Origin of the sequence: Pseudomonas sp. RIT288 (assembly GCF_000631985.1) — a bacterium.
GTDB lineage: Bacteria > Pseudomonadota > Gammaproteobacteria > Pseudomonadales > Pseudomonadaceae > Aquipseudomonas.
In genome coordinates, this window is sequence record NZ_JFYN01000043.1 from 19,982 (window position 1) to 39,794 (window position 19,813).

Here is a 19,813-nt window from a genome sequence, read left to right on the forward strand (position 1 = left end):
TTTTTCAGGCAAGGCAATCGGTTCGCGGTTGCTGGACGTGATCAAGCCACCGGGATCATCGGGTCGGCAGCGGCGAGGGCGGTGCGCCGGTCAGCGGCTGGCGGGTAGATCCACACGCTGTTGATTTGTGTCTTCAGTTCCTTGGCTTCGGCTCGCACCAGTTTCAGTTGGCGATCCCAACCTTCGGTGTACACCGCGCCCCAGGCACCCAGGTCCAGGCAGGTCACGTACTTGGGCTGACGGTAAGTGGTTGGCGCTACGCCGAGCAGATCGGCGACGGCGTTGTTGCCGGCATGCCGACCGAGGCTGATGGCGTGCTGGCAGGACATTACCGAGAAGTTGCCGACGTCGTCGGTAGCGGCGCGGGCGACATCGCCGGCCGCGAATACGTGATCGACGCCTTGTACTTTGAGGTTGCCATCGACGTGCAGACGCCCCTGGCCATCGCGCTCGGCGGCGAGTTGTTCGGTCAGCGGGCTGGCGCGGAAACCCACGGTCCAGATCACGGTGTTGCTTTCGATGTGGCGACCGTCAGCGAGCGTGACGCCGTTGGTATCCACGGCGGCGACCGTCGCGTCGACGATCCATTCGATGCCCAGGTCTTTCGACGCCTCGATGATGGACGGACGAATGCCGTCGCCCATGGTCGCGGCGATGTCTTTGCTGCGATCAACGATGATCACCCGAACGTCTTGCTCCGCACCAAGAATGGCGCGCAGACGGCTGGGCATTTCGGTCGCGGTTTCGATACCGGTGAAGCCACCACCGGCGATCACCACGGTGTTGCGCGCGGCGCTGACGGGTTGGTTGGCCAGCGAGTGGAGGTGGCGTTCGAGGCGGTCCGCCGATTCGATCTGGTCGACGTCGAACGCATGCTCTTTCAGGCCGGGTACCGGCGGACGGGCCAGTTGGCTGCCGCTGGCCAGCACCAGGCGATCGTACGTCAGTTCACCGGGGCGGCCAGCCTCATCGCGATAACCGACACGCCGCGCCTGGCTGTCGACGCTTTCGGCGCTGCCTTTGACGAAGCGCACGCCCACGGCATCGAGCAGCGCATCCAGCGGCGCGTACATGCTCTGAACATCGGGCTCGTAGAAGCGCGGACGAATGCGCAGTTCGGCTTGCGGGGCGAGCAGTGTGATCTGCACATCGTGGCGGTCATGCATATCCAGCAAGCGCGCGGCGCTCAACGTGCTCCACAGCCCACCGAACCCTGCACCGATCACCAATAATTGCTGTTTCATAATGTGCTCCCTGACGCTGATGGATGGATAAACCGAGTCGTGGTTGCGACTCTGGCGTGACGATCACCGGCCGCCGCAAACTGATTGCCGTACTGCATGGCGCTTAATCGCCCGCTGTCGAAAACAATGCTATGGCGGGGGGGCTGCGGGCGCAGTTGTCCATCGGTGTGTGCGGGTTACGCATGGGTCGAAGGGGGTTATACGAAGGTATCGGGCAGGTACGCCAATCTGTAGGAGCTGCCGAAGGCTGCGATCTTTTGTTGTTGCCCTTTAAAAGCAAGATCAAAAGATCGCAGCCTTCGGCAGCTCCTACAGGGGAAGTGTTTGGTTCAGGGCGATCTCGATGTGCCTGAGCAGGTCTTCGGCGCGGAAGGGTTTGGCCAGGCAGGCGATGACGCCGGGGGGGCGGTTCTTCATTTCATCGGGACGGGCGGTGACAAAAATCACTGGAATGCGCCAGCCTTGTGCGCATAACGTTTCGTGCAATTGGAGGCCACTCATGCCGGGCATCTGGATATCGGAAATCAGGCAGTGCGTCTGCGCCGGACCTTCCGCGTCAAGGAAAGCCTGCCCCCCCGGATAGCCGAGCACCTGATATTGACTGGCGCGCAACAGACTTTCCAGCGCACTGCGAATGGCCTCGTCGTCGTCAACCACGGCAATGACAACTTTATGCTGCATAGGGCTCCCTGGCCGGATGGGCACGCATGGCGACTCCTGTCGTTCTTGCACCATACGCCGTCGGCAGCGGCGCAAAACTATACCTAGGTATAGCGCGGCGAGCCTCTTTGCCAGTCAGTGGTTACGGCGTCAGCCTTCACGGCTGAAACGGCTGCGGTAGTCACGCGGTGAAATCGACAGATGACGCTGGAAGCAAGCGCGCAAACGCTCTTCATCACCAAATCCGCTGAGACGCGCGACCTGGTCGATGTTGTACGCCGAGTTTTCCAGCAAACGCCTGGCCGCCTCGAGGCGAAACAGCTCGATGGCCCTGGATGGCGTGTGACCGGTGCTCTGTTTGTAGACCCGGGTGAAATTGCGCAGGCTCATTCTGGCCTGTTCGGCGAGGCGCTCCACCGTCAGTTTCGGATCGCTTGAGTGATCCATCAGCCACAGGTGCAGCGAATCGAACTGCGGGCTGCCGTGTATCTGCGATTGCAGCAAGGTGCTGTATTGCGCCTGACCACCGGGACGCTTGAGGTACACCACCAATTCGCGGGCTACCTGCAACGCCACCTCACGGCCACAATCAGCCTCGACCAGCGCCAGGGCCAGATCGATTCCTGCCGTGACCCCGGCCGATGTCCAGACCGCGCCCTGTTGAATGAAGATCGCATCGGCATCCACCTCGACCGCCGCGAAGCGCTCGCGCAACGTGTCGCACATGGCCCAATGCGTGGCGGCGCGGCGACCGTCGAGCAAACCGGCCTGAGCCAGCAGGAAGGCGCCGCTGCACACCGAGACCACACGTCGCGCGGCCTGGCTTTCATGCCGTAGCCATGCGGTGAGTTCGGCGTGATCGTCGAGGGTCTGGCAAATATCGGGCGCGCCGGGCACGACCAGGGTGTCCAGCGTGGCCATGTCGAGTTGGCGCAACGCCCGGGTGTCCACGGCCAGGCCTTCGATGGTGTTGACCAGGCCGCCTTGAAGGCTGGCGGTGTGCAGTTGATAACCGGGTTGGCCGCGCTCGGCCAAGGCTTTGCTCGCCGCCCAGAACACGGTTTGCGCGCCACTGAGGTCGAGCAGACTCATTCGCGGGTAGGCAATAAACACCACGTCGCGCGGCTCGGGCTTGGGCCAGGTGAGGGGTTGCAGAGAAACGCTGGACATTGAAAACGGGCCTGTTCAAACGGTGGCAGAGGGGCGGCGGCGTGGCCGATTTTCAGGGGTTTCTGGCCTGTCGGCAATGCGTTCCGACTGCTAGCCTGTTGCGCGACCGCTTGGCTGACCTCTGGCTGCGTTCGCCATCATGGACTAGATTTATTCACCTGCACATCGCACGCGTTGCGATCTCGCCGAGGACTCACGATGACCCTGTGGTCGCATTCCAGCCCCAGCGCAACACCGCCCGCGTTGGGGGAACCGGTGGTTTATGTGGTCGACGACGACGCGTCCATGCGTCAGGCCCTCGACGGTTTGCTGCGCTCGATCGGGCTGCAGGTGCAGACGTTCGAAACCTCCCGGGACTTCCTCACTTCGGCCAGACGTGACGCGCCCGGTTGCCTGGTGCTCGATGTGCGTTTGCGCGGCGAAAGCGGCCTGCTCGTTCAGGAACAGATGGAGAAAAACGGTCTGCGCATTCCCGTCGTGTTCATGACGGGCCACGGCGACATCGCCATGACGGTCAAGGCGATGAAAGCCGGGGCGGTGGACTTTCTGGCCAAGCCTTTTCGTGATCAGGACATGCTCGACGCCGTAGCCAGCGCGCTGGCCCGTGACAGCGCGCGATTGATCGCCGAGCAATCCGGCGTGGCCCTGCGCCTGGCCTACGAGACACTGACCGGGCGTGAGCGCGAGGTGCTCGGTTTCGTTATCAGTGGGCTGATGAACAAGCAGATTGCCGCGCAACTCAACCTCAGCGAAGTGACGGTCAAAGTCCATCGCGGCCAGGTCATGAGGAAACTTGCTGCACGATCGGTGGCCGATCTGGTGCGTATCGCCGAGGCGTTGGGCATCGAGCCGGCGCAGCGCTCCAGTTGAGCTGAATACGCGCGGGGCATCCACCGCGTGGCAAAAAAACCTTTGACGGTGTCGACCCGGATGGCCAGCAAAAAGCAGATTTTGTGGGACGATGTCGAGCGCGTGTTCTATCGCGAGGCAGGACAGGGCGAGGGCAGCCCGAGCGTGCTGGTGGTGCGCCCGACCCTTGACCAGCCGTTGCCTGCCACTCTCGACCGACTGGCCCACGAATACAGTCTCAAGGGCGAGCTCGGCAGCCAATGGGCGTTGCAGCCGCAAGCCCTTGTGCATGCCGGCGGGGCCACGCGTCTGATGTTCGACGACCCCGGCGGCGAGCCGCTGTCGCGCTTGCTGGTCACACCGCTTGAGACGCAAACCTGCCTGTTGCACGCGATCAACATTGCCGTCGCGCTTGGCCACGTGCATCAGTGCGGGCTGGTGCACAAGGATCTCAAGCCGCAGCATATTCTGGTCAATTGCCACGACGGTCAGGCGCGGTTGACTGGCTTCGGCCTGGCCTCGCGTCTGCCGCGCGAACGTCAGGCGCCTGCACCGCCGGAAACCATTGCCGGCACACTGGCCTACATGGCGCCCGAACAGACCGGGCGAATGAATCGCTCGATCGACTCACGCAGCGATTTGTATGCGTTCGGCGTAACGTTGTATCAGATGCTCACCGGCTCGTTGCCGTTCAGTGCCAATGACCCGATGGAGTGGGTGCATTGCCACATCGCACGGCTGCCGATGCCGGCGTGTGAACGGGTCGCCACGATACCGGTGATGCTCTCGCGTGTGGTCATGAAGCTGCTCGCCAAGACGGCCGAAGCGCGCTATCAAACGGCCGCCGGCGTCGAACATGATCTGCGCCGTTGTCTGGACGAGTGGCGGCGGACGCGGCAGATCCAGGTGTTCACGCTGAACGAGCAGGGCGCAATCGATCGCTTGCTGATCCCGGAGAAGCTCTACGGGCGTGAGCGTGAAGTGCAAACGCTGATCGACGCCTTCGCCCAGGTAGTAAAGACCTCTTCGCCGAGGCTGGTGCTGGTGTCGGGTTATTCCGGCATCGGCAAGTCCTCGGTGGTCAGTGAATTGCACAAAGTGTTGGTGCCGTCGCGGGGGTTGTTCGCTGCCGGCAAGTTCGATCAGTACCAGCGCGACATCCCCTATGCGACGCTGGTTCAGGCTTTTCAGGGACTGGTGCGCACGCTGCTGGGCAAGCGGCGTGAGGTGCTGGCTGACTGGCGCGCGGCGTTGTTGCAGGCACTGTCGCCGAACGCTCGGTTGATGACCGAGCTGATCCCGGAACTCAAACTGATCATTGGCGAGCCGCCACCGGTGCCAGAACTTGAGCCGCAGCAAGCGCAGCAGCGTTTCATGGGGGTGTTGCAACGTTTCATCGGCGTGTTCGCCCGGCCCGAGCACCCGCTGGCGTTGTTCCTTGATGACCTGCAATGGCTGGATGCGGCAACACTCGATCTGCTGGAAGACCTGCTGACCCGCTCGGACCTTGGGCACTTGTTGCTGGTGGGGGCTTACCGCGATAACGAGGTCGATGCCGATCACCCGCTCAACGGCAAGCTCCAGGCCATGCGCACTGCCGGCGTGCACATCGATGAGATCCGACTGGCGGCGCTCGCCGGCGTACACATCGAGCAACTGATAGCCGAATCCCTGCGCTGTCCTCCGGCAAGTATCGTTGCATTGGCGCGGCTGGTGCTGGACAAGACCTACGGCAATCCCTTTTTCGTCATCCAGTTTCTGCACGCGCTGTTCGAGGAGCAGTTGCTGGTTTACGACCATCAGTTCAGCCGCTGGCGCTGGGATCTGGCACTGATCAACGCCAAGGGCTACACCGATAACGTGGTCGATCTGATGCTCGGCAAACTGGCGCGCCTGCCGCTGGACACTCGCCAGGCGCTGCAACAACTGGCCTGCCTGGGCAACGTGGCGCGGATCGACACGCTGGCTGCGGTGCTCGACCTGTCGCCGGTGCGCGTACGCGCGGTGCTGTGGCCGGCGGTGCGTCAGGAACTGGTCGAGTTTCACGAAGGCACCTGTGCATTCGCCCACGACCGTATTCACGAGGCCGCGTACTCGCTGATCGCCGACGCCGAACGCGCGCAACGGCATCTGCGCATCGGCCGGTTGCTCGCTCTGCAAACGCAGCGCGAAGGGCGCGAAGACGCAATCTTCGAAATCGTTGGCCAGCTCAATCGCGGCGCCAGCCTGATCAGTGCCCGTGCCGAACGCGAACAACTGGCCGAATTCAATTTGCTCGCCGGCCAGCGCGCCAAGGCGTCGACCGCTTACACGTCAGCGCTGACTTACCTGGGCGCGGGAGCGGCGATGCTTGGCGAGCAGGACGGTGACAGTCGCCATGAACTGGGTTTTGCCCTGGCGCTGAACCGCGCCGAGTGCGAGTTCCTCACCGGGCAACTGGCGCTTGCCGAGGCGCGTCTGGCCGCGCTGGCCGAGCGCGCCACAAGCACCGTGGAGCGGGCGGCAGTCACCTGTTTGCAGATGGATGTCTACTTGCTGCTCGATCGCAGCGATCGCGCAGTGAACGTGTGCCTGGCGTATTTGCGTCAGGTCGGCATCGACTGGACGGCGCATCCGGACGATCAGCAAGTGCGTTTTGAATACCAGCAGATCTGGACGCAACTGGGTGAGCGCAGCATTGAGCAGTTGATCGACCTGCCACTGATGGAAGACCCGGCCTTGCTGGTCACGCTGGATGCGTTGAGCAAACTCTTCGCACCGGCGTTGCAGTCGGATGCCAACCTCGCCTGCCTGACCATCTGCAAAGCCGTCAGTCTGAGCCTGCAACACGGCAATTGCGATGCCTCCTGCATGCTCTACGCCAACGTCATGCGTGTCGCCGGCCCGCGCTTCGGCGACTATGCCGCCGGTTACCGCTTTGGCCGTTTGGGCTGCGATCTGGTCGACCGCCGCGGACTGACGCGATACGAAGCGCGTACCTACCTGTGCTTCTCGATTTTTGTGGTGCGCTGGATGCGACCGGTGCGTGAGTGCCGCGAATTGCTGCGTCGTGCACTCAGCGCCGGCAACCGCATCGGCGATTTGCCTTATGCAGCCTATGCCGGCAATAGCCTGATTTCCGATTTGTTGTTTATTGGCGAGCCGCTGGCGCGAGTGCAAGTTCAGGCCGAGGCGGGGTTGGCCTATGCGCAGAAGATTCGCTTCGGTCTGGTGGTGAGTTTCATCAGTTGCCAACGCGCTCTGATTCGCATGCTGCGCGGGCAGACGCCGCAGTTTGGCTGTTTCAACGATGAGCACTTTGACGAGGCAAGTTTCGAGACGAACCTTGCCGCCCCGGATCTGGCGCTTGCTCGCGCCAAATATTGGGTGCGTAAGCTGCAGGCACGCTATTTGGCCGGGGATTACCCGGCGGCCATCGCCTGCGCAGCGCAGGCAAAGGCTTTGTTGTGGGTGATCTCCTCGTTTTTCGAAGAGGCCGAATATCACTTTTACGCCGCCTTGACCTTGGCTGCTGTCGCCGAATCAGAGCCTGACCTGCAGCGCCTGAATGAACATCTCGATCATCTGCAAGTCTGGGCGCAACAATGTGCGCAGACTTTTGCCAGTCAGACGGCGCTGGTCGCTGCTGAAATCGCCCGGGTTGCGGGGCAGTTGATCGAAGCGCAGGCGTTGTACGAACAGGCGATTCAACTGGCCGAGGACCACGGTTTTGTGCATGTCGAAGCCTTGGCCAACGAACTCGCCGCGCGCTTCTACAGCGCCCGTGGTCTGGACAAGATCGCCCGCCTTTACATGCAGGACGCGCGCTACGGTTATCGACGTTGGGGCGCCGAGGGCAAGGTGCGACAACTGGAACGATGCCACCGCTATTTGCGCCATGAAGAGGCGTCGCCCAACCCGACGGCGACCATCATCACCCCGGTCGAGCATCTGGATCTGGCCACGGTGCTCAAGGTGTCCCAGGCCGTTTCAGGCGAAATTGTCCTGGATCGATTGATCGAAATGGTCATGCGCACCGCCATCGAACAGGCTGGCGCCGAGCACGGTCTGCTGATTTTGACTGAGGAGGACACGCCCTATATTGCTGCGCGAACCAGCGTAGGTGCCGATAGCACGCAGTTGTGCAATGAGCCGGTGACCACGACGGCGTTGGCCGAATCGGTGCTCTACCGGACCCTGCGCACGGGCGAAAGCCTGTGCCTGGACGATGCCGTTGCCGATCCGGCCTTCGCCGCTGACCTGTACGTTCACCAGCGTGGCGCCCGTTCGATCCTGTGCCTGCCATTGATGAATCAGGGCCGGATCGTCGGGGCGCTGTACCTGGAAAACAACCTGTCTGGCGGTGTGTTCAGCCCGGCGCGTTTTGCCGTGCTGCGACTGGTGGCTTCACAGGCTGCGATCTCGCTGGACAACGCGCGACTGTATCGCGACGTCGCCGAACGTGAGGCGAAGATTCGGCGGCTGGTCGACGCCAACATCATCGGCATCATCGTCTGGAATATTGAAGGGGAGATTATTGAAGCCAACGACGCATTTCTGCGCATGGTCGGTTACGAACGCGAAGATTTACTCTCGCGCAGGGTGCATTGGCGAGACATGACCCCGCCGCCATTGCGCGCGGAAAGTGAAGATGCTCTGGCGACCGCGATCCGCACCGGGCGCGCTCAGCCGTTCGAAAAGGAATACATCCGCAAGGATGGCAGCCGCCTGCCGGTGATCGTCGGTCTGGCCGCGTTCGAAGCCAGTCAGCAGCAGGGCGTGGCATTCGTCCTCGACCTGAGCGAACGCAAGCAGGCTGAAGAACAAGTGCGCGAGAGCGAACGCCTATATCGCCAGGTACAAGCGGAACTGTCCCACGCCAATCGCGTGGCGACCATGGGCCAGTTGGCGGCGTCCATTGCCCATGAAGTCAACCAGCCGCTCGCCGCCACCGTGACCAATGCCAACGCCGCGTTGCGCTGGCTCGGCGCGCAACCGGCGAACATCGACGAGGTTGAGCAGGGCCTCAGGCGCATCATCAACGATGGCAATCGCGCGGCCGAGGTGCTCGGACGCATCCGCGCACTGATCCGCAAGACGCCACCGCAACGCCAGGCGCTGAACCTCAACGCGGTAGTGGGCGAAATGGTCGGGTTCACGCGCGGTGAGGCGGCACGATGCGGGGCTGTGATCAGCACGCAATTGGCCAGCGACTTGCCTGCGGTATTGGCCGACCGGGTCGAATTGCAGCAGGTCCTGCTCAACCTGATCATAAATGCCCTGGAAGCAATGGAGGTAATGGAGGCGGGCGAGCGCAGACTGCTGATCACCAGCGAATCCGTCGCAGATAACGTTCGGATCATGGTCAGCGACTCCGGGCCGGGATTCGCTTGCGAGCGTGCAGAGGAAGTTTTCACCGCGTTCTACACCACCAAATCGACCGGGCTGGGCATGGGGCTGTCGATTTGCCGCACTATCATCGAAGCCCATGGCGGACGCTTGTGGGCAGAGGCCAATTTGCCGTTGGGTGCGCGAGTGTTATTTACGCTGGCGTCGTGCAAGAGCGTTGCAACCCTTCAGCGATCGTAGCCGGGGAGGCAATTGGCGGCCGTCTCGGGTGCTTTGTTGGCTGGGCTGACGCCATCGCGAGCAGGCTCACTCCTACAGTGGGTTTTGCAGTGCTCAAGAATATTGTGCCGGGCACCAAACCTGCAGGAGTGAGCCTGCTTGCGAAAAGGGCACCCAGGGTGTCTGGATTTATTCATCACCATTCTGGACACAGTGTTTGTCCAACCGACCGGTTTTTGCCGTGCGCTTCAACCCCTAACATCGTCTCCACTCCGTGAACAGACACGGTTCCCCATGAGACGGTGAACATCATGAAACTTGCAAGAATCGCTCTTCTTCTGGCCCTTGGCGGTATCGGCGCGCAAGCCTTTGCGGCGGACGAAACCGCGCAAGTCGAGGCCTACAACGCCGCCGCTCAAGCAGACATCGCCCACGTGGTGTCGATCTCCGAAGCGGCCAATCAGTGCGGCGCGGTGCCGGTGCAGATGACTTATGAAGACTCGAACGGTGCGCGGCATGTCGTGCAATACCAGGTGATGGGCAGCGGTTGTTCCAACGGTTGATGTCGGTGCAGGCGCTGGAGGGTCGACACTCCAGGTCTGCGGCACCTAAGCGTTGACGAGTTCTTTGGCCGCGGCCATGTCTTCATCGGATGCCAGCAGTTGCGGGATGGCGGTTTTCAGGAACTCCACCCAGGTCTTGATTTTGGCGTCGACGAATTTGCGCGACGGGTAGATCGCGAACAGGTTGTATTCCTCCAGGCGGTACTGCGGCAGTACCCGCACCAGCGTTCCTCCGACCAATCCTTCGACGGCTGATGCCAGCGGCTGAATGCCGATGCCCATACCATTTCTGATCGCCGTGGCCATGCCGTCGGCGGTGTTGATGTGGAAAGGGGAGTCGGGGATATTCTGCGTTTCCATGCCTTGTGGGCCTTCGAACACCCAGTTTTCTGCGGGCATCACCGTGTTGACGATGCGCAGGCAGTCGTGCGCGGCGAGGTCGGCGGGTGAGGCGGGGGGGCCGTGTTTGGCCAGGTACGACGGTGACGCGCAGAGAATGCTGTAAGTGGTACCGAGGCGTTGCGCGACGAAGCCGGAATCGGGCAGGTCGCGGGCGAGGACGATCGACATGTCGTAGCTTTCTTCGAGCAGGTCGGGCAGGCGATTGCTCAGGGTCAGGTCGAACATCACCGTAGGGTGAATCTCGCGGTAGCGGGCGATCGCATTGATCACGTAGTGGTTGCCGATGGCGGCCATGGCGTGGATCTTCAGGCGCCCAACCGGCAAGATCTGGGCGGTGCCGGCTTCGTCATCGGCTTCGCGCAGGTCATCGAGGATTTTTTCGGCACGCTGCAAATAACGCACGCCGGCTTCGGTCAGGGCGAGGCGGCGGGTGGTGCGGTTGATCAGGCGCGTGTGCAACCGCGTTTCGAGGCTGGAGACGGCTTTGGAGACGTTGGTCGTGGTGGTATCGAGCACATCGGCCGCAGCGGTGAAGCTGCCGCTCTGAGCGACGGCGACGAAGCAGCGCAGGGTCTGAATAACGTCCATCGTTGTTGTTGGCTCTGTGGCTGGGATGGCCATTCTAGGGTTTGCCGTGGGTGGTGTTGCAAATGTTTGCGAGCGAGGGGCGGGCGCATGGCGGGTGAAGGGCTTGAAGATATTCTGGCGCCGGGGCTTGCGGTGGTGTTCTGCGGGATCAATCGGGGTTGCTCGCGGCTGCGTATGTGGCATTTACAGGGGCAGAAGGTGGTGGCGTCAGCGCCGAAAATCTGAACATCACTACTGCGCAAAAAGTTGCGCAGTTGTTTCGCGGATTTCAGCCGAAAACCCCCTTCAAACCTCTCTAGATCATGGTTTTCAGCCAAGTGCGCAAGAAGTTGCACAGTACTGCGCAACTTCTTGCGCACTTTTTTCTGTTTGTCGAAGTTTAAAACGCCAGAACGCGAAGGTATTGCTGGCAAGCCCTTGATCCGTAATAGCTAGACGATGACTGGCACGGAATTTGATCTCTGAGCAGGCACCCGGACAGGCAATGGTGCCTGTCGGTTGTGTATTTTCGAGCAAGGAGAGCATCCCCATGGCAACACCAGCGTACATGTCCGTCACTGGCGAAAAACAAGGTCTGATCACTGCCGGCGCGTTCACCGCCGACTCCGTGGGCAACACCTTCCAGGAAGGCCACGAAGACCAGGTCATGGTTCAGGCTTTCACCCACGACGTGATCATCCCGCGTGATCCGCAATCCGGTCAGCCAACCGGTCAGCGCGTGCACAAGCCAGTGGTCATCACCAAGGTCTACGACAAGGCTTCGCCTCTGCTGCAAGCGGCACTGACTTCCGGCGAGCGCATGAGCGAAATCGTTATCCAGTGGTACCGCACTTCGGCTCAAGGTACCCAGGAGCACTACTACACCACCAAACTGGAAGACGCGATCATCGTCGCCATCAACAACAAGATGCACAACTGCCAGGACCCGTCAAACGCCCACTTCACCCACTTGGAAGAAGTGCAGTTCACCTACCGCAAAATCACCTGGACCCACGAAGTCTCCGGTACTTCGGGTTCCGATGACTGGCGTGCTCCAGTCGTTTAATCGCGACTGATGGTTGTACTGCCCCGGCCAGTGCGGTTGGCCGGGGCGGCTTTGACCTACAGAATTTATTGCGTGCGCCACGCTTCATGGAAACGGCGCCCGTCGCAGCATTGCGCGAGGAACAAGGGATGTTCTCACCGGCCAATCAACCTCATTTCAATCTGACCATCGATGGCGCGGACAGCGATTTCCAGGTGCTGTCGTTCACCGGGAAAGAGGCGCTCAACACCCCCTTCGAGTTCGAGCTGGAACTGGTCAGTGAGAAAGCCTCGATCAACCTCGAAAGCCTGCTGCACAAACTCGCGTTCCTGCAGCTGTCGCCCAGCGGCACGGGGATTCACGGGCTGATCTACAGCATCGCCCAGGGCGAGGCCGGCAAACGCCTGACCCGCTACAAAATTTCCCTGCGCCCGCAGCTGGCCTACCTCGCGCATCGAGTCAATCAGCGCATTTTCCAGCAGATGACTGTGCAGCAGATCATCAGCAAGGTCCTGGAAGAACACGGCATCCTCGCCAGCGATTACCACTTCCAGCTCAGCGCGATTTATCCCGAGCGCATTTACTGCGTGCAGTACGACGAAAGCGATCTGCATTTCGTCCAGCGCCTGTGCGAGGAGGAGGGGATTCACTACCACTTCCAGCACACGGCCAGCGGCCACAAACTGATGTTCGGCGATGACCAGACGGTGTTCCCGAAACTCGCGCCAGTGGCTTATCAGCAGGACTCCGGACTGGTCGCCGACCAACCGGTGGTCAAGCGTTTCGGGCTGCGTCTGGCGACCCGCACCAGTCGCACCACACGCCGTGATTACGACTTCGTCAAACCGAAGATCGAACTCGAAAGCGATGCCAAGAGCAGCGCTCAGCCGGACCTGGAAGATTACGATTACCCGGGTCGTTTCGTCGATCGCGAGCGCGGTAAACACCTGGCCAATCGCGCACTGGAACGCCATCGCAGCGACTATCGTCTGGCCGAGGGCAACAGCGATCAGCCGATTCTGGTCAGCGGGCATTTTCTCGCCCTCACCGAACACGCCAACCCGACCTGGAACGATCTGTGGCTGCTGACCGAGATCTTCCACGAAGGCAAGCAGCCGCAGGTGCTCGAAGAGTCGGTGACCAGCGACACCACCGACCTCAAGGACGATTTCCACCAGGGCTACCGCAACCGCTTCAGCGCCATCCCGTGGGACGTGCCTTACCGTCCGCCGCTCGATCACCCGAAACCGAAAGTGCTCGGCACCCAGAGCGCCGTGGTCTGCGGCCCTGAGGGCGAAGAGATCTATTGCGACCAGTACGGCCGGGTGAAGGTGCAGTTCTTCTGGGATCGCGAAGGCAAGCACGACGACATGACCAGTTGCTGGATGCGTGTCGCGTCGAGCTGGGCAGCGGAAACCTTTGGCTCGATCAACATCCCGCGGGTCGGCATGGAGGTGTTGATCACCTTCCTTGAAGGCGATCCCGATCAGCCGCTGATCACCGGTTGCCTGTACCACGGCGCGAATCTGCCACCGTACAAACTGCCGGACTTCAAAACCCTGGCCACGGTCAAGAGCAAGGAATACAAGGGCAGCCGCGCCAATGAACTGCGTATCGACGACACCACCAGCGAGATCAGCATTGCGCTGCGCAGTGACCACGGCGCGAGTGCGATCAACCTCGGCTACCTGACCCATCCACGCCCGAGCGGCGGTCAGCCGCGTGGCGAAGGGTTCGAATTGCGCACCGACCGCCACGGCGCAGTGCGTGCCGGGGCCGGTCTGCTGATCACCACCGAGCCGCGCCCGAATGAATCCAAGCACCACAAGGATTTACCGGAGACCGCTGAACGCCTCGCGACGGCCAGCGATCAGCAAGACGGTTTTGCGGTGCAGGCCAAAGAGTTTCAAGCGCAGGAGGCGGGTGATCAGGACGACGTGGCCAAGGCCTTGCACGCGCAGCATCAAGGCGTGCTCGGCAGTGGCCCGGCGAACATGACCGCCAATGAATTCCCTGAATTCACCGAGCCGCATCTGGTGCTCGCGAGTCCCGCCGGTATCGCCCTGACCACGCCGCGCTCCAGCCATATCGCCACCGGTGAACACCTGGCGCTGAGCAGCACCGGGCACACCAGTTTTTCCATCGGCAAACGTCTGCTGGCGAGTGCCAGCCGTGGCATGCGCCTGTTCGTGCAGAGCATGGGCTGGCGCCTGGTGGCGGCGTCCGGCGACATCGACGTCAAGGCGCTGAAGGACAGCATCAACCTGCTGGCCAAACTCAACATCACCGCCAACGCCGACCGCATCACCATCACCGCGAAAACCGAACTGGTGATTCAGGGGGGTGGCAGCGCGACCACTTACAACGCCGGCGGCATCACCCACGCCACCACGGGCCCGTACACCGCGCACGCGGCGAACTTCGCCTACACCGGGGCGAAAAGTCTGGCCGGGGTGTTCCCGGAGCCGCCGAAACCGGGCAAGGGCAATCTGGAGCTGTTCAACCAGTACGCCGGGCGTCAGGGCGTCAAGGAAGGCGACTACGAAGTCATCGATGCGCTGGGCAAAAGCATCAAGGGCAAGCTCGACGCCAAGGGCTTCGCCAGTGTGTCTGGCGCCGCACCGGGGCCGGCGCGCGTGCTGTTCGGGAAGGACCCGGCGGACACCTGGAGCGACGGCAGCTACATCGGCAAAGCGGAGTGGCCGCTGAACCCGCCAGGCACTGAAGAGGTGCCGAGCCAGGTGCAGGCGATGGTTGCACAGGCGCTGCCGAACAAGAACTGGGACATGCTGGAGAAGGGCAAGGACATGGCGCAAACAGGGATGAATGCGATGCAGACTGCGCAAGGCGCAATGCAAACGGCGCAGCAGGTGAAAGGGGCGGTGCAGGGTGGGGCGGCCGGGTTGCCGAAACTGGCGAGTGCGGCGCTGCCAAGTGCTTCGGGGATTCTGGGGGCGGCGAGCAAGAGCGGCAAGTTGCCGGGGCTGCCGGCGCCGACGCTACCGAAGCCTTCCTTGAAAACCCCGGACTTGAGTTTCGTTTCCACTCTGCTGCCCGGTGAGAAGTTGTCATGACTGCACCAACACCTGTTGTGAAAAAACGCGAGCCGCAAGTCGCGATCGTGCCGCTCAACACTATCGATATCAAGGACATCGGGCGTGGGGCTGCCAGGTTCGATGCGTGGCTGCAGTCGATCAGCGGTGGCGTGGTCACGCTTGAACGGGTCAAGAACGTTGCCGGCGCGCTCCCGGTAGTGGGCAATATCATGGCTCTGGTTGACGCCCTCGGAGACATTGTCACCCTGGCGAAGAGCAAGCAGCGTCATTTGCTGGATTGGGTCAGCCTGGGTATCAACCTGATCGGTGTGCTGCCGGCACCACCGACCATGGCGTCGGCGCGGATGACCTTGCGTCCGACGTTATCACTGGTGCGTCAGGAACTGCGCAACAGCGCGAAGATGTTGTTGGGCGACTCATTGATCGAGGTGTTGATCGGGCATTTGAATGCCACCATCGTTGGTACGATCGATGACTTTGTGGAGCAAGCCAAGCCCAAGCTGGCAAGCATCCTCGATGATGCGGGAGAGCTGGGTCAGAAGGCGGTGAACGAGATCGCCAAGGGCCTGGAAACCGTGGTTAACGGCAAACTCGACGCCAAGGGTGACCTCAAGGCGGCGGGTGCCAAAATGAGTGCCGCGGGCGACCAGTTCTGGCATGACCCCAAAGCATCAATCGGTAACTTTCTTGGGGCCACATACAGTGCCTACAAGGCGGCGGGGAAAGGTGTCGCCAACAGTGCGGCGAAGCATTTGCTGCCGCAAGACGCCAAGGCACTGGTGCTCAGCAACACCGGCATGCTGCGTACCTTGGGTGTGGAACTTAAAACGCAGATGAAAAAGCTCGGTGATCCGGGCGTGCAGCACTCCATCGGTTGGTTGCTGCAGATGTTGGCGGGCGCTGTCGTGACCTGGCGCAAGCGGCGCTCCCATGGGCAAGGCGCAAGCGTCAAACCGGGAACGACCTCGAAGTCTCAACATCTGGCGGGAAAGGGGCGCCTGGAATCCACCAATCAACAGGTTCAGGCAACTCACGCACCGGACCCGAAGAAAAACGGCACCTGCAGCAGTACCTGTAACAGCATCAATTTTGCACTGGGTTCGGAAACCCTCAGTCATACCGATTTCAGTTTGCCTGGACCGTTTCCGGTCGAGTGGACGCGAACCTACCACTCACGCCTCGGGGCTTATGATCAGGGCGAAATTGGCGCGCGCTGGATCAGTGAGTTCACCACGCGTTTTGATTGCGTTGACGATGGCCTGACGTTCCACGATGCCGACGGTCGCAGCCATTCGTATCCTCTGCCCAAGGCTGGCTTGTCCCATTACGACGCCATCGAAAACACCACCCTGATTCGGGCCAGCGAAGATCAGTTGTTGCTGTGCCGTGGCTTCGAACGCAAGGAAACCTATGTCCGGCGTGGTCAAACCTATGTGTTGACCGGCATCGTGTTGCGCAATGGCGCCGGGATCATGCTGCATTACGAGCATCGTCACGGCGAGCGAGCGGTGCTCTCAGATCTGATGACCTATCAGGAAAACGACATCAGCAAAGTCCATTTGCACCTCGGCACCTTGATCGATCATCACGGGCGCCTCACAGGCCTTTGGGAAATTTGCGATGGCGCGCCGCTGCGCCAACTCTGCGCTTATCGCTACGACGATTTTGGCGATCTGATTCAGGCGCAGGATGAGAATGGTGCGGCATGGACGTATGAGTACCAGCATCACTTGATTACCCGCTACACCGACCGTACCCACCGTGGAATGAATCTGCAGTGGCAGGGTACAGGTGCCGATGCCAGAGCCATTCGTGAATGGGCAGACGATGGCAGCTTCGATACACGTCTGGAGTGGGACGAAAACATTCGCCTGACTTATGTCACCGACGCGCATGGCGGCGAGACTTGGCATTACTACGACATTCTTGGTTACACGTACCGCATTCGATACCCGGATGAGCGTTCGGAATGGTTGTTCCGAGATGAAGCCAAGAACGTGATTCGTCATGTACATGCCGATGGCAGCACGGATCAGTATCGCTACGATGAGCGCGGCAACCGTCTCGAACACATCCAGGCCGATCACACGGTCGTGCATTTTGCTTATAACGATCAGGACTTGCTGATCAAGATAAGTGACGCGGAGGGCGGCCAATGGCTGCGTGCCTACGATGATCAGGGGAATCTTGTCGAAACTGTCGATCCGTTGGGTAACAAGACGGAATACGCCTACGACAAGACTGGCCGGCCGACCGCGATCAAGGACGCCAACGGCAACGAGAAAACGCTGGCCTACAACGATGCCGGACAGTTGGTGGAGTATGTCGATTGCTCGGGCAAGACCAGCGCCTGGGAATACAACGAACTGGGCCAGATGGTTTGCTTCACCGATGCGCTCGGGAACAGCACTGAATATCAATACAAGGCTGGGCACCTGGTATTGATCAAGCACCCGGACAAGACCGAGGAGCGCTTTCAGCGCGATGCCGAAGGGCGGTTGCTGGCTTACACCGATGGACTGGACCGTTGCACCACCTGGAGTTACACCGCCGCCGGATTGATTTCCGAACGAGTCGATGCCGCCGAACAGACCTTGCGTTATCGCTGGGATCGGCTCGGAAGACTGACGAATCTGGAAAACGAAAACGAAAGCAGTGCGCAGTTCCACTACGACCCGGTGGGGCGTCTCCTGATGGAGACCGGCTTCGACGGTCGAACGACACGCTATCAGTACGACTCCGTCTCAGGTCGGCTGGTGGGCACCCGTACCGCAGAGCGCAGCATTGCTCTGAGCTACGATCCGATGGGTCGCATAACGGAGCGCCGCGCCAGTCTGGGCAATCAACAGCAAAGCGAAACCTTCGCCTATGACGGCAATGGAAACCTGGTCATGGCGAGCAATGCTGACAGCCGACTGCAATGGTTCCATGACCCTGCCGGGAACCTGCTGCGTGAGCACCAACACTACCTTGGCCTGGAAAAGCCAATGGTTGCGGTCTGGCAGCACGAGTACGACGTACTCAATCAGCGTGTCGCAACGACGCGTCCTGATGGGCATCGGGTCAGCTGGCTCACGTATGGCAGCGGCCATTTGTTGGGGCTGCGGCTGGACGATCACGAACTGGTGGGCTATGAGCGCGATGATTTACATCGAGAGGTGGTTCGTCATCAGGGTAATCGCCTGCTGCAAACCCAAAAATGGGATCCGGCCGGCAAGTTGCAACAGCAACTGCTCATACACGGCGACAGCAAAACAGCTGTATTGAAGCGTGAGTACAAATACGATGCCGTGGGTGAACTGACGGATCTGGACGACAGTTTTCATGGTTTGTCGTCTTACCGTTATGACCCGGTGGGACGCTTGCTTGCAGCCACCACTCGACAGGGAGTGGAAACCTTCGACTTCGATCCGGCCGGTAACCTCCTGGACAACCAGGCCACGCAGATCCGTCGACCGCTGGAACAGACGCCGCTACGCAGCAAACTGCTCGATAACTTGCTGCGCCACTATGCGGGTACGCATTACGAATACGACGAGCGCGGCAATGAGACGGTACGTTGGCATAACGGTAGCCGCCGCGAGATGCGCTGGGATCTTTTCGATCGACTGGTGCATTTTGACGACGCTCGCCTGACCGTGGATTTTGCTTACGATGCTCTGGGCCGACGTCTGTATAAAAACTCCAGCGTGCATTTCAAACAGCGCCCGGAAGCTGGTTCGCTGTGGAATCAAAGTGAATATGCTCGAAAACAGCGGGAGTCCGGCTGCGGTTTCACATTGTATGGATGGGACGGTGACAATCTTGCCTGGGAAAGCAGTCCGTCCCAACAGGACGTCGGCACGGGGCGCACCGTGCATTACATCTTTGAACCCGGCACTTTTGTCCCGGTTGCCCAGGCGCTGATCCATAGAGCCATTGACCTGACTGGGTCGGCTGATTCCAGTGGCGATTACAGTCTGGAAGATGATCCGTTATGGAATCATAAGGTTGCCATTCAGCCTGTTGACGTATTGAACTGGTATCAATGCGACCATCTGGGAACTCCGCGAGAGTTGACCGATGCGCAGGGCGAGATCGCCTGGACTGCCGAATACAAGGCTTGGGGCTCGGTTGTGGAGCAACGCTCTACGGTTGCCCGGCGAGAGGGTGTAACCAATCCGATTCGGTTTCAGGGGCAGTACCATGACCACGAAACCGGACTTCATTACAATCGACACCGCTATTACGATCCCGATACCGGCCGATTTATCGGGCAGGATCCGATCAGCTACGTCGGTGGATTGAATCTTTACAGTTATGCACCCAATCCTACCGGCTGGATCGATCCGCTCGGGCTGGCCAAAACCTGTTGCTGTGGTGAGCCTTACGTCAACCAGGACACACGCTGGCGCCAGGTCATGGAAGATCCGAATACACCGTCTTCAATGCGCGGCTGGATCAAAAATCAGGCAAGCCGAGTAGATGCCGGCAAGCAAGCCAATATCAAGGCACCGCCAGGCTATGAGTTGGCACACCGCCCACGGTTCGAGAATGACTCAGGGTACGACTATTCTCACGCCGATCCGATGCTGGCAGCCGATCACCGCGGCATTCAACACCGTTACTGGCGAAAACGCGGCGGATGCTGGAATGCGAGAATGCCTAAATCCGGTTTCCCGGGAACGGGTAAGTTAAGTCTGCCTAAACGAGGGGCGCTTCCATAAGCGA

12 protein-coding genes are annotated in these 19,813 nt (G+C 60.7%); 7 read left to right on the forward strand and 5 right to left on the reverse strand.

What is annotated here, in order from left to right:
* Nucleotides 1-41: 41 nt before the first annotated feature.
* The 3 genes from BW33_RS25480 to BW33_RS25490 all read right to left on the reverse strand — a co-directional run bounded on the left by BW33_RS25480 (nucleotide 42) and on the right by BW33_RS25490 (nucleotide 3,074).
* Nucleotides 42-1,244, reverse strand: coding sequence for an NAD(P)/FAD-dependent oxidoreductase (locus BW33_RS25480; protein ID WP_047602077.1), 1,203 nt, complete (start codon nucleotides 1,242-1,244; stop codon nucleotides 42-44).
* 309 nt (nucleotides 1,245-1,553) lie between these two features.
* Entirely contained in the window at nucleotides 1,554-1,925 is a 372-nt protein-coding gene (locus BW33_RS25485) for a response regulator transcription factor (RefSeq protein WP_052032766.1), read from the reverse strand.
* Between the two features lie 129 nt (nucleotides 1,926-2,054).
* A complete protein-coding gene (locus tag BW33_RS25490) occupies nucleotides 2,055-3,074 on the reverse strand; it encodes a GlxA family transcriptional regulator (RefSeq protein WP_047602078.1) in 1,020 nt (339 codons plus the stop codon).
* 198 nt (nucleotides 3,075-3,272) lie between these two features.
* Here BW33_RS25490 and BW33_RS25495 point away from each other — a divergent pair, with 198 nt between their 5' ends.
* The 3 genes from BW33_RS25495 to BW33_RS25505 all read left to right on the forward strand — a co-directional run bounded on the left by BW33_RS25495 (nucleotide 3,273) and on the right by BW33_RS25505 (nucleotide 10,033).
* Nucleotides 3,273-3,944, forward strand: coding sequence for a response regulator transcription factor (locus tag BW33_RS25495; protein ID WP_047602079.1), 672 nt, complete (start codon nucleotides 3,273-3,275; stop codon nucleotides 3,942-3,944).
* 60 nt (nucleotides 3,945-4,004) lie between these two features.
* Complete coding sequence (locus BW33_RS25500) at nucleotides 4,005-9,491, forward strand: AAA family ATPase (protein ID WP_047602081.1); 5,487 nt, start codon at nucleotides 4,005-4,007, stop codon at nucleotides 9,489-9,491.
* Nucleotides 9,492-9,781: 290 nt separating this feature from the next.
* Nucleotides 9,782-10,033, forward strand: coding sequence for a DUF2790 domain-containing protein (locus BW33_RS25505; RefSeq protein ID WP_047602082.1), 252 nt, complete (start codon nucleotides 9,782-9,784; stop codon nucleotides 10,031-10,033).
* A gap of 45 nt (nucleotides 10,034-10,078) precedes the next feature.
* Here BW33_RS25505 and BW33_RS25510 read toward each other — a convergent pair whose 3' ends face one another.
* On the reverse strand, nucleotides 10,079-11,023 hold the full coding sequence (locus BW33_RS25510) for a LysR family transcriptional regulator (protein WP_047602083.1): 945 nt from the start codon (nucleotides 11,021-11,023) through the stop codon (nucleotides 10,079-10,081).
* A gap of 87 nt (nucleotides 11,024-11,110) precedes the next feature.
* On the opposite strand from BW33_RS25510, the gene BW33_RS29920 reads away from it, so the two are divergent.
* Nucleotides 11,111-11,248, forward strand: a complete 138-nt coding sequence (locus BW33_RS29920; protein ID WP_160168827.1) for a hypothetical protein — start codon at nucleotides 11,111-11,113, stop codon at nucleotides 11,246-11,248.
* A gap of 84 nt (nucleotides 11,249-11,332) precedes the next feature.
* Here BW33_RS29920 and BW33_RS29760 read toward each other — a convergent pair whose 3' ends face one another.
* Nucleotides 11,333-11,554: a hypothetical protein gene (locus tag BW33_RS29760; RefSeq protein WP_152546163.1), complete on the reverse strand. Its 222-nt coding sequence runs from the start codon at nucleotides 11,552-11,554 to the stop codon at nucleotides 11,333-11,335.
* Between BW33_RS29760 and BW33_RS25515 the strand changes: the two genes are divergently transcribed.
* The 3 genes from BW33_RS25515 (at nucleotide 11,553) to BW33_RS25525 (ending at nucleotide 19,809) form a co-directional block, all read left to right on the forward strand.
* Entirely contained in the window at nucleotides 11,553-12,068 is a 516-nt protein-coding gene (locus BW33_RS25515; RefSeq protein ID WP_027613808.1) for an Hcp family type VI secretion system effector, read from the forward strand. The genes BW33_RS29760 and BW33_RS25515 overlap by 2 nt on opposite strands.
* A 128-nt stretch (nucleotides 12,069-12,196) precedes the next feature.
* Nucleotides 12,197-15,121, forward strand: coding sequence for a type VI secretion system Vgr family protein (locus BW33_RS25520; protein WP_047602084.1), 2,925 nt, complete (start codon nucleotides 12,197-12,199; stop codon nucleotides 15,119-15,121).
* On the forward strand, nucleotides 15,118-19,809 hold the full coding sequence (locus BW33_RS25525) for an RHS repeat-associated core domain-containing protein (protein ID WP_081794267.1): 4,692 nt from the start codon (nucleotides 15,118-15,120) through the stop codon (nucleotides 19,807-19,809). The genes BW33_RS25520 and BW33_RS25525 overlap by 4 nt, the downstream gene beginning before the upstream one ends.
* Nucleotides 19,810-19,813 lie beyond the last annotated feature (4 nt).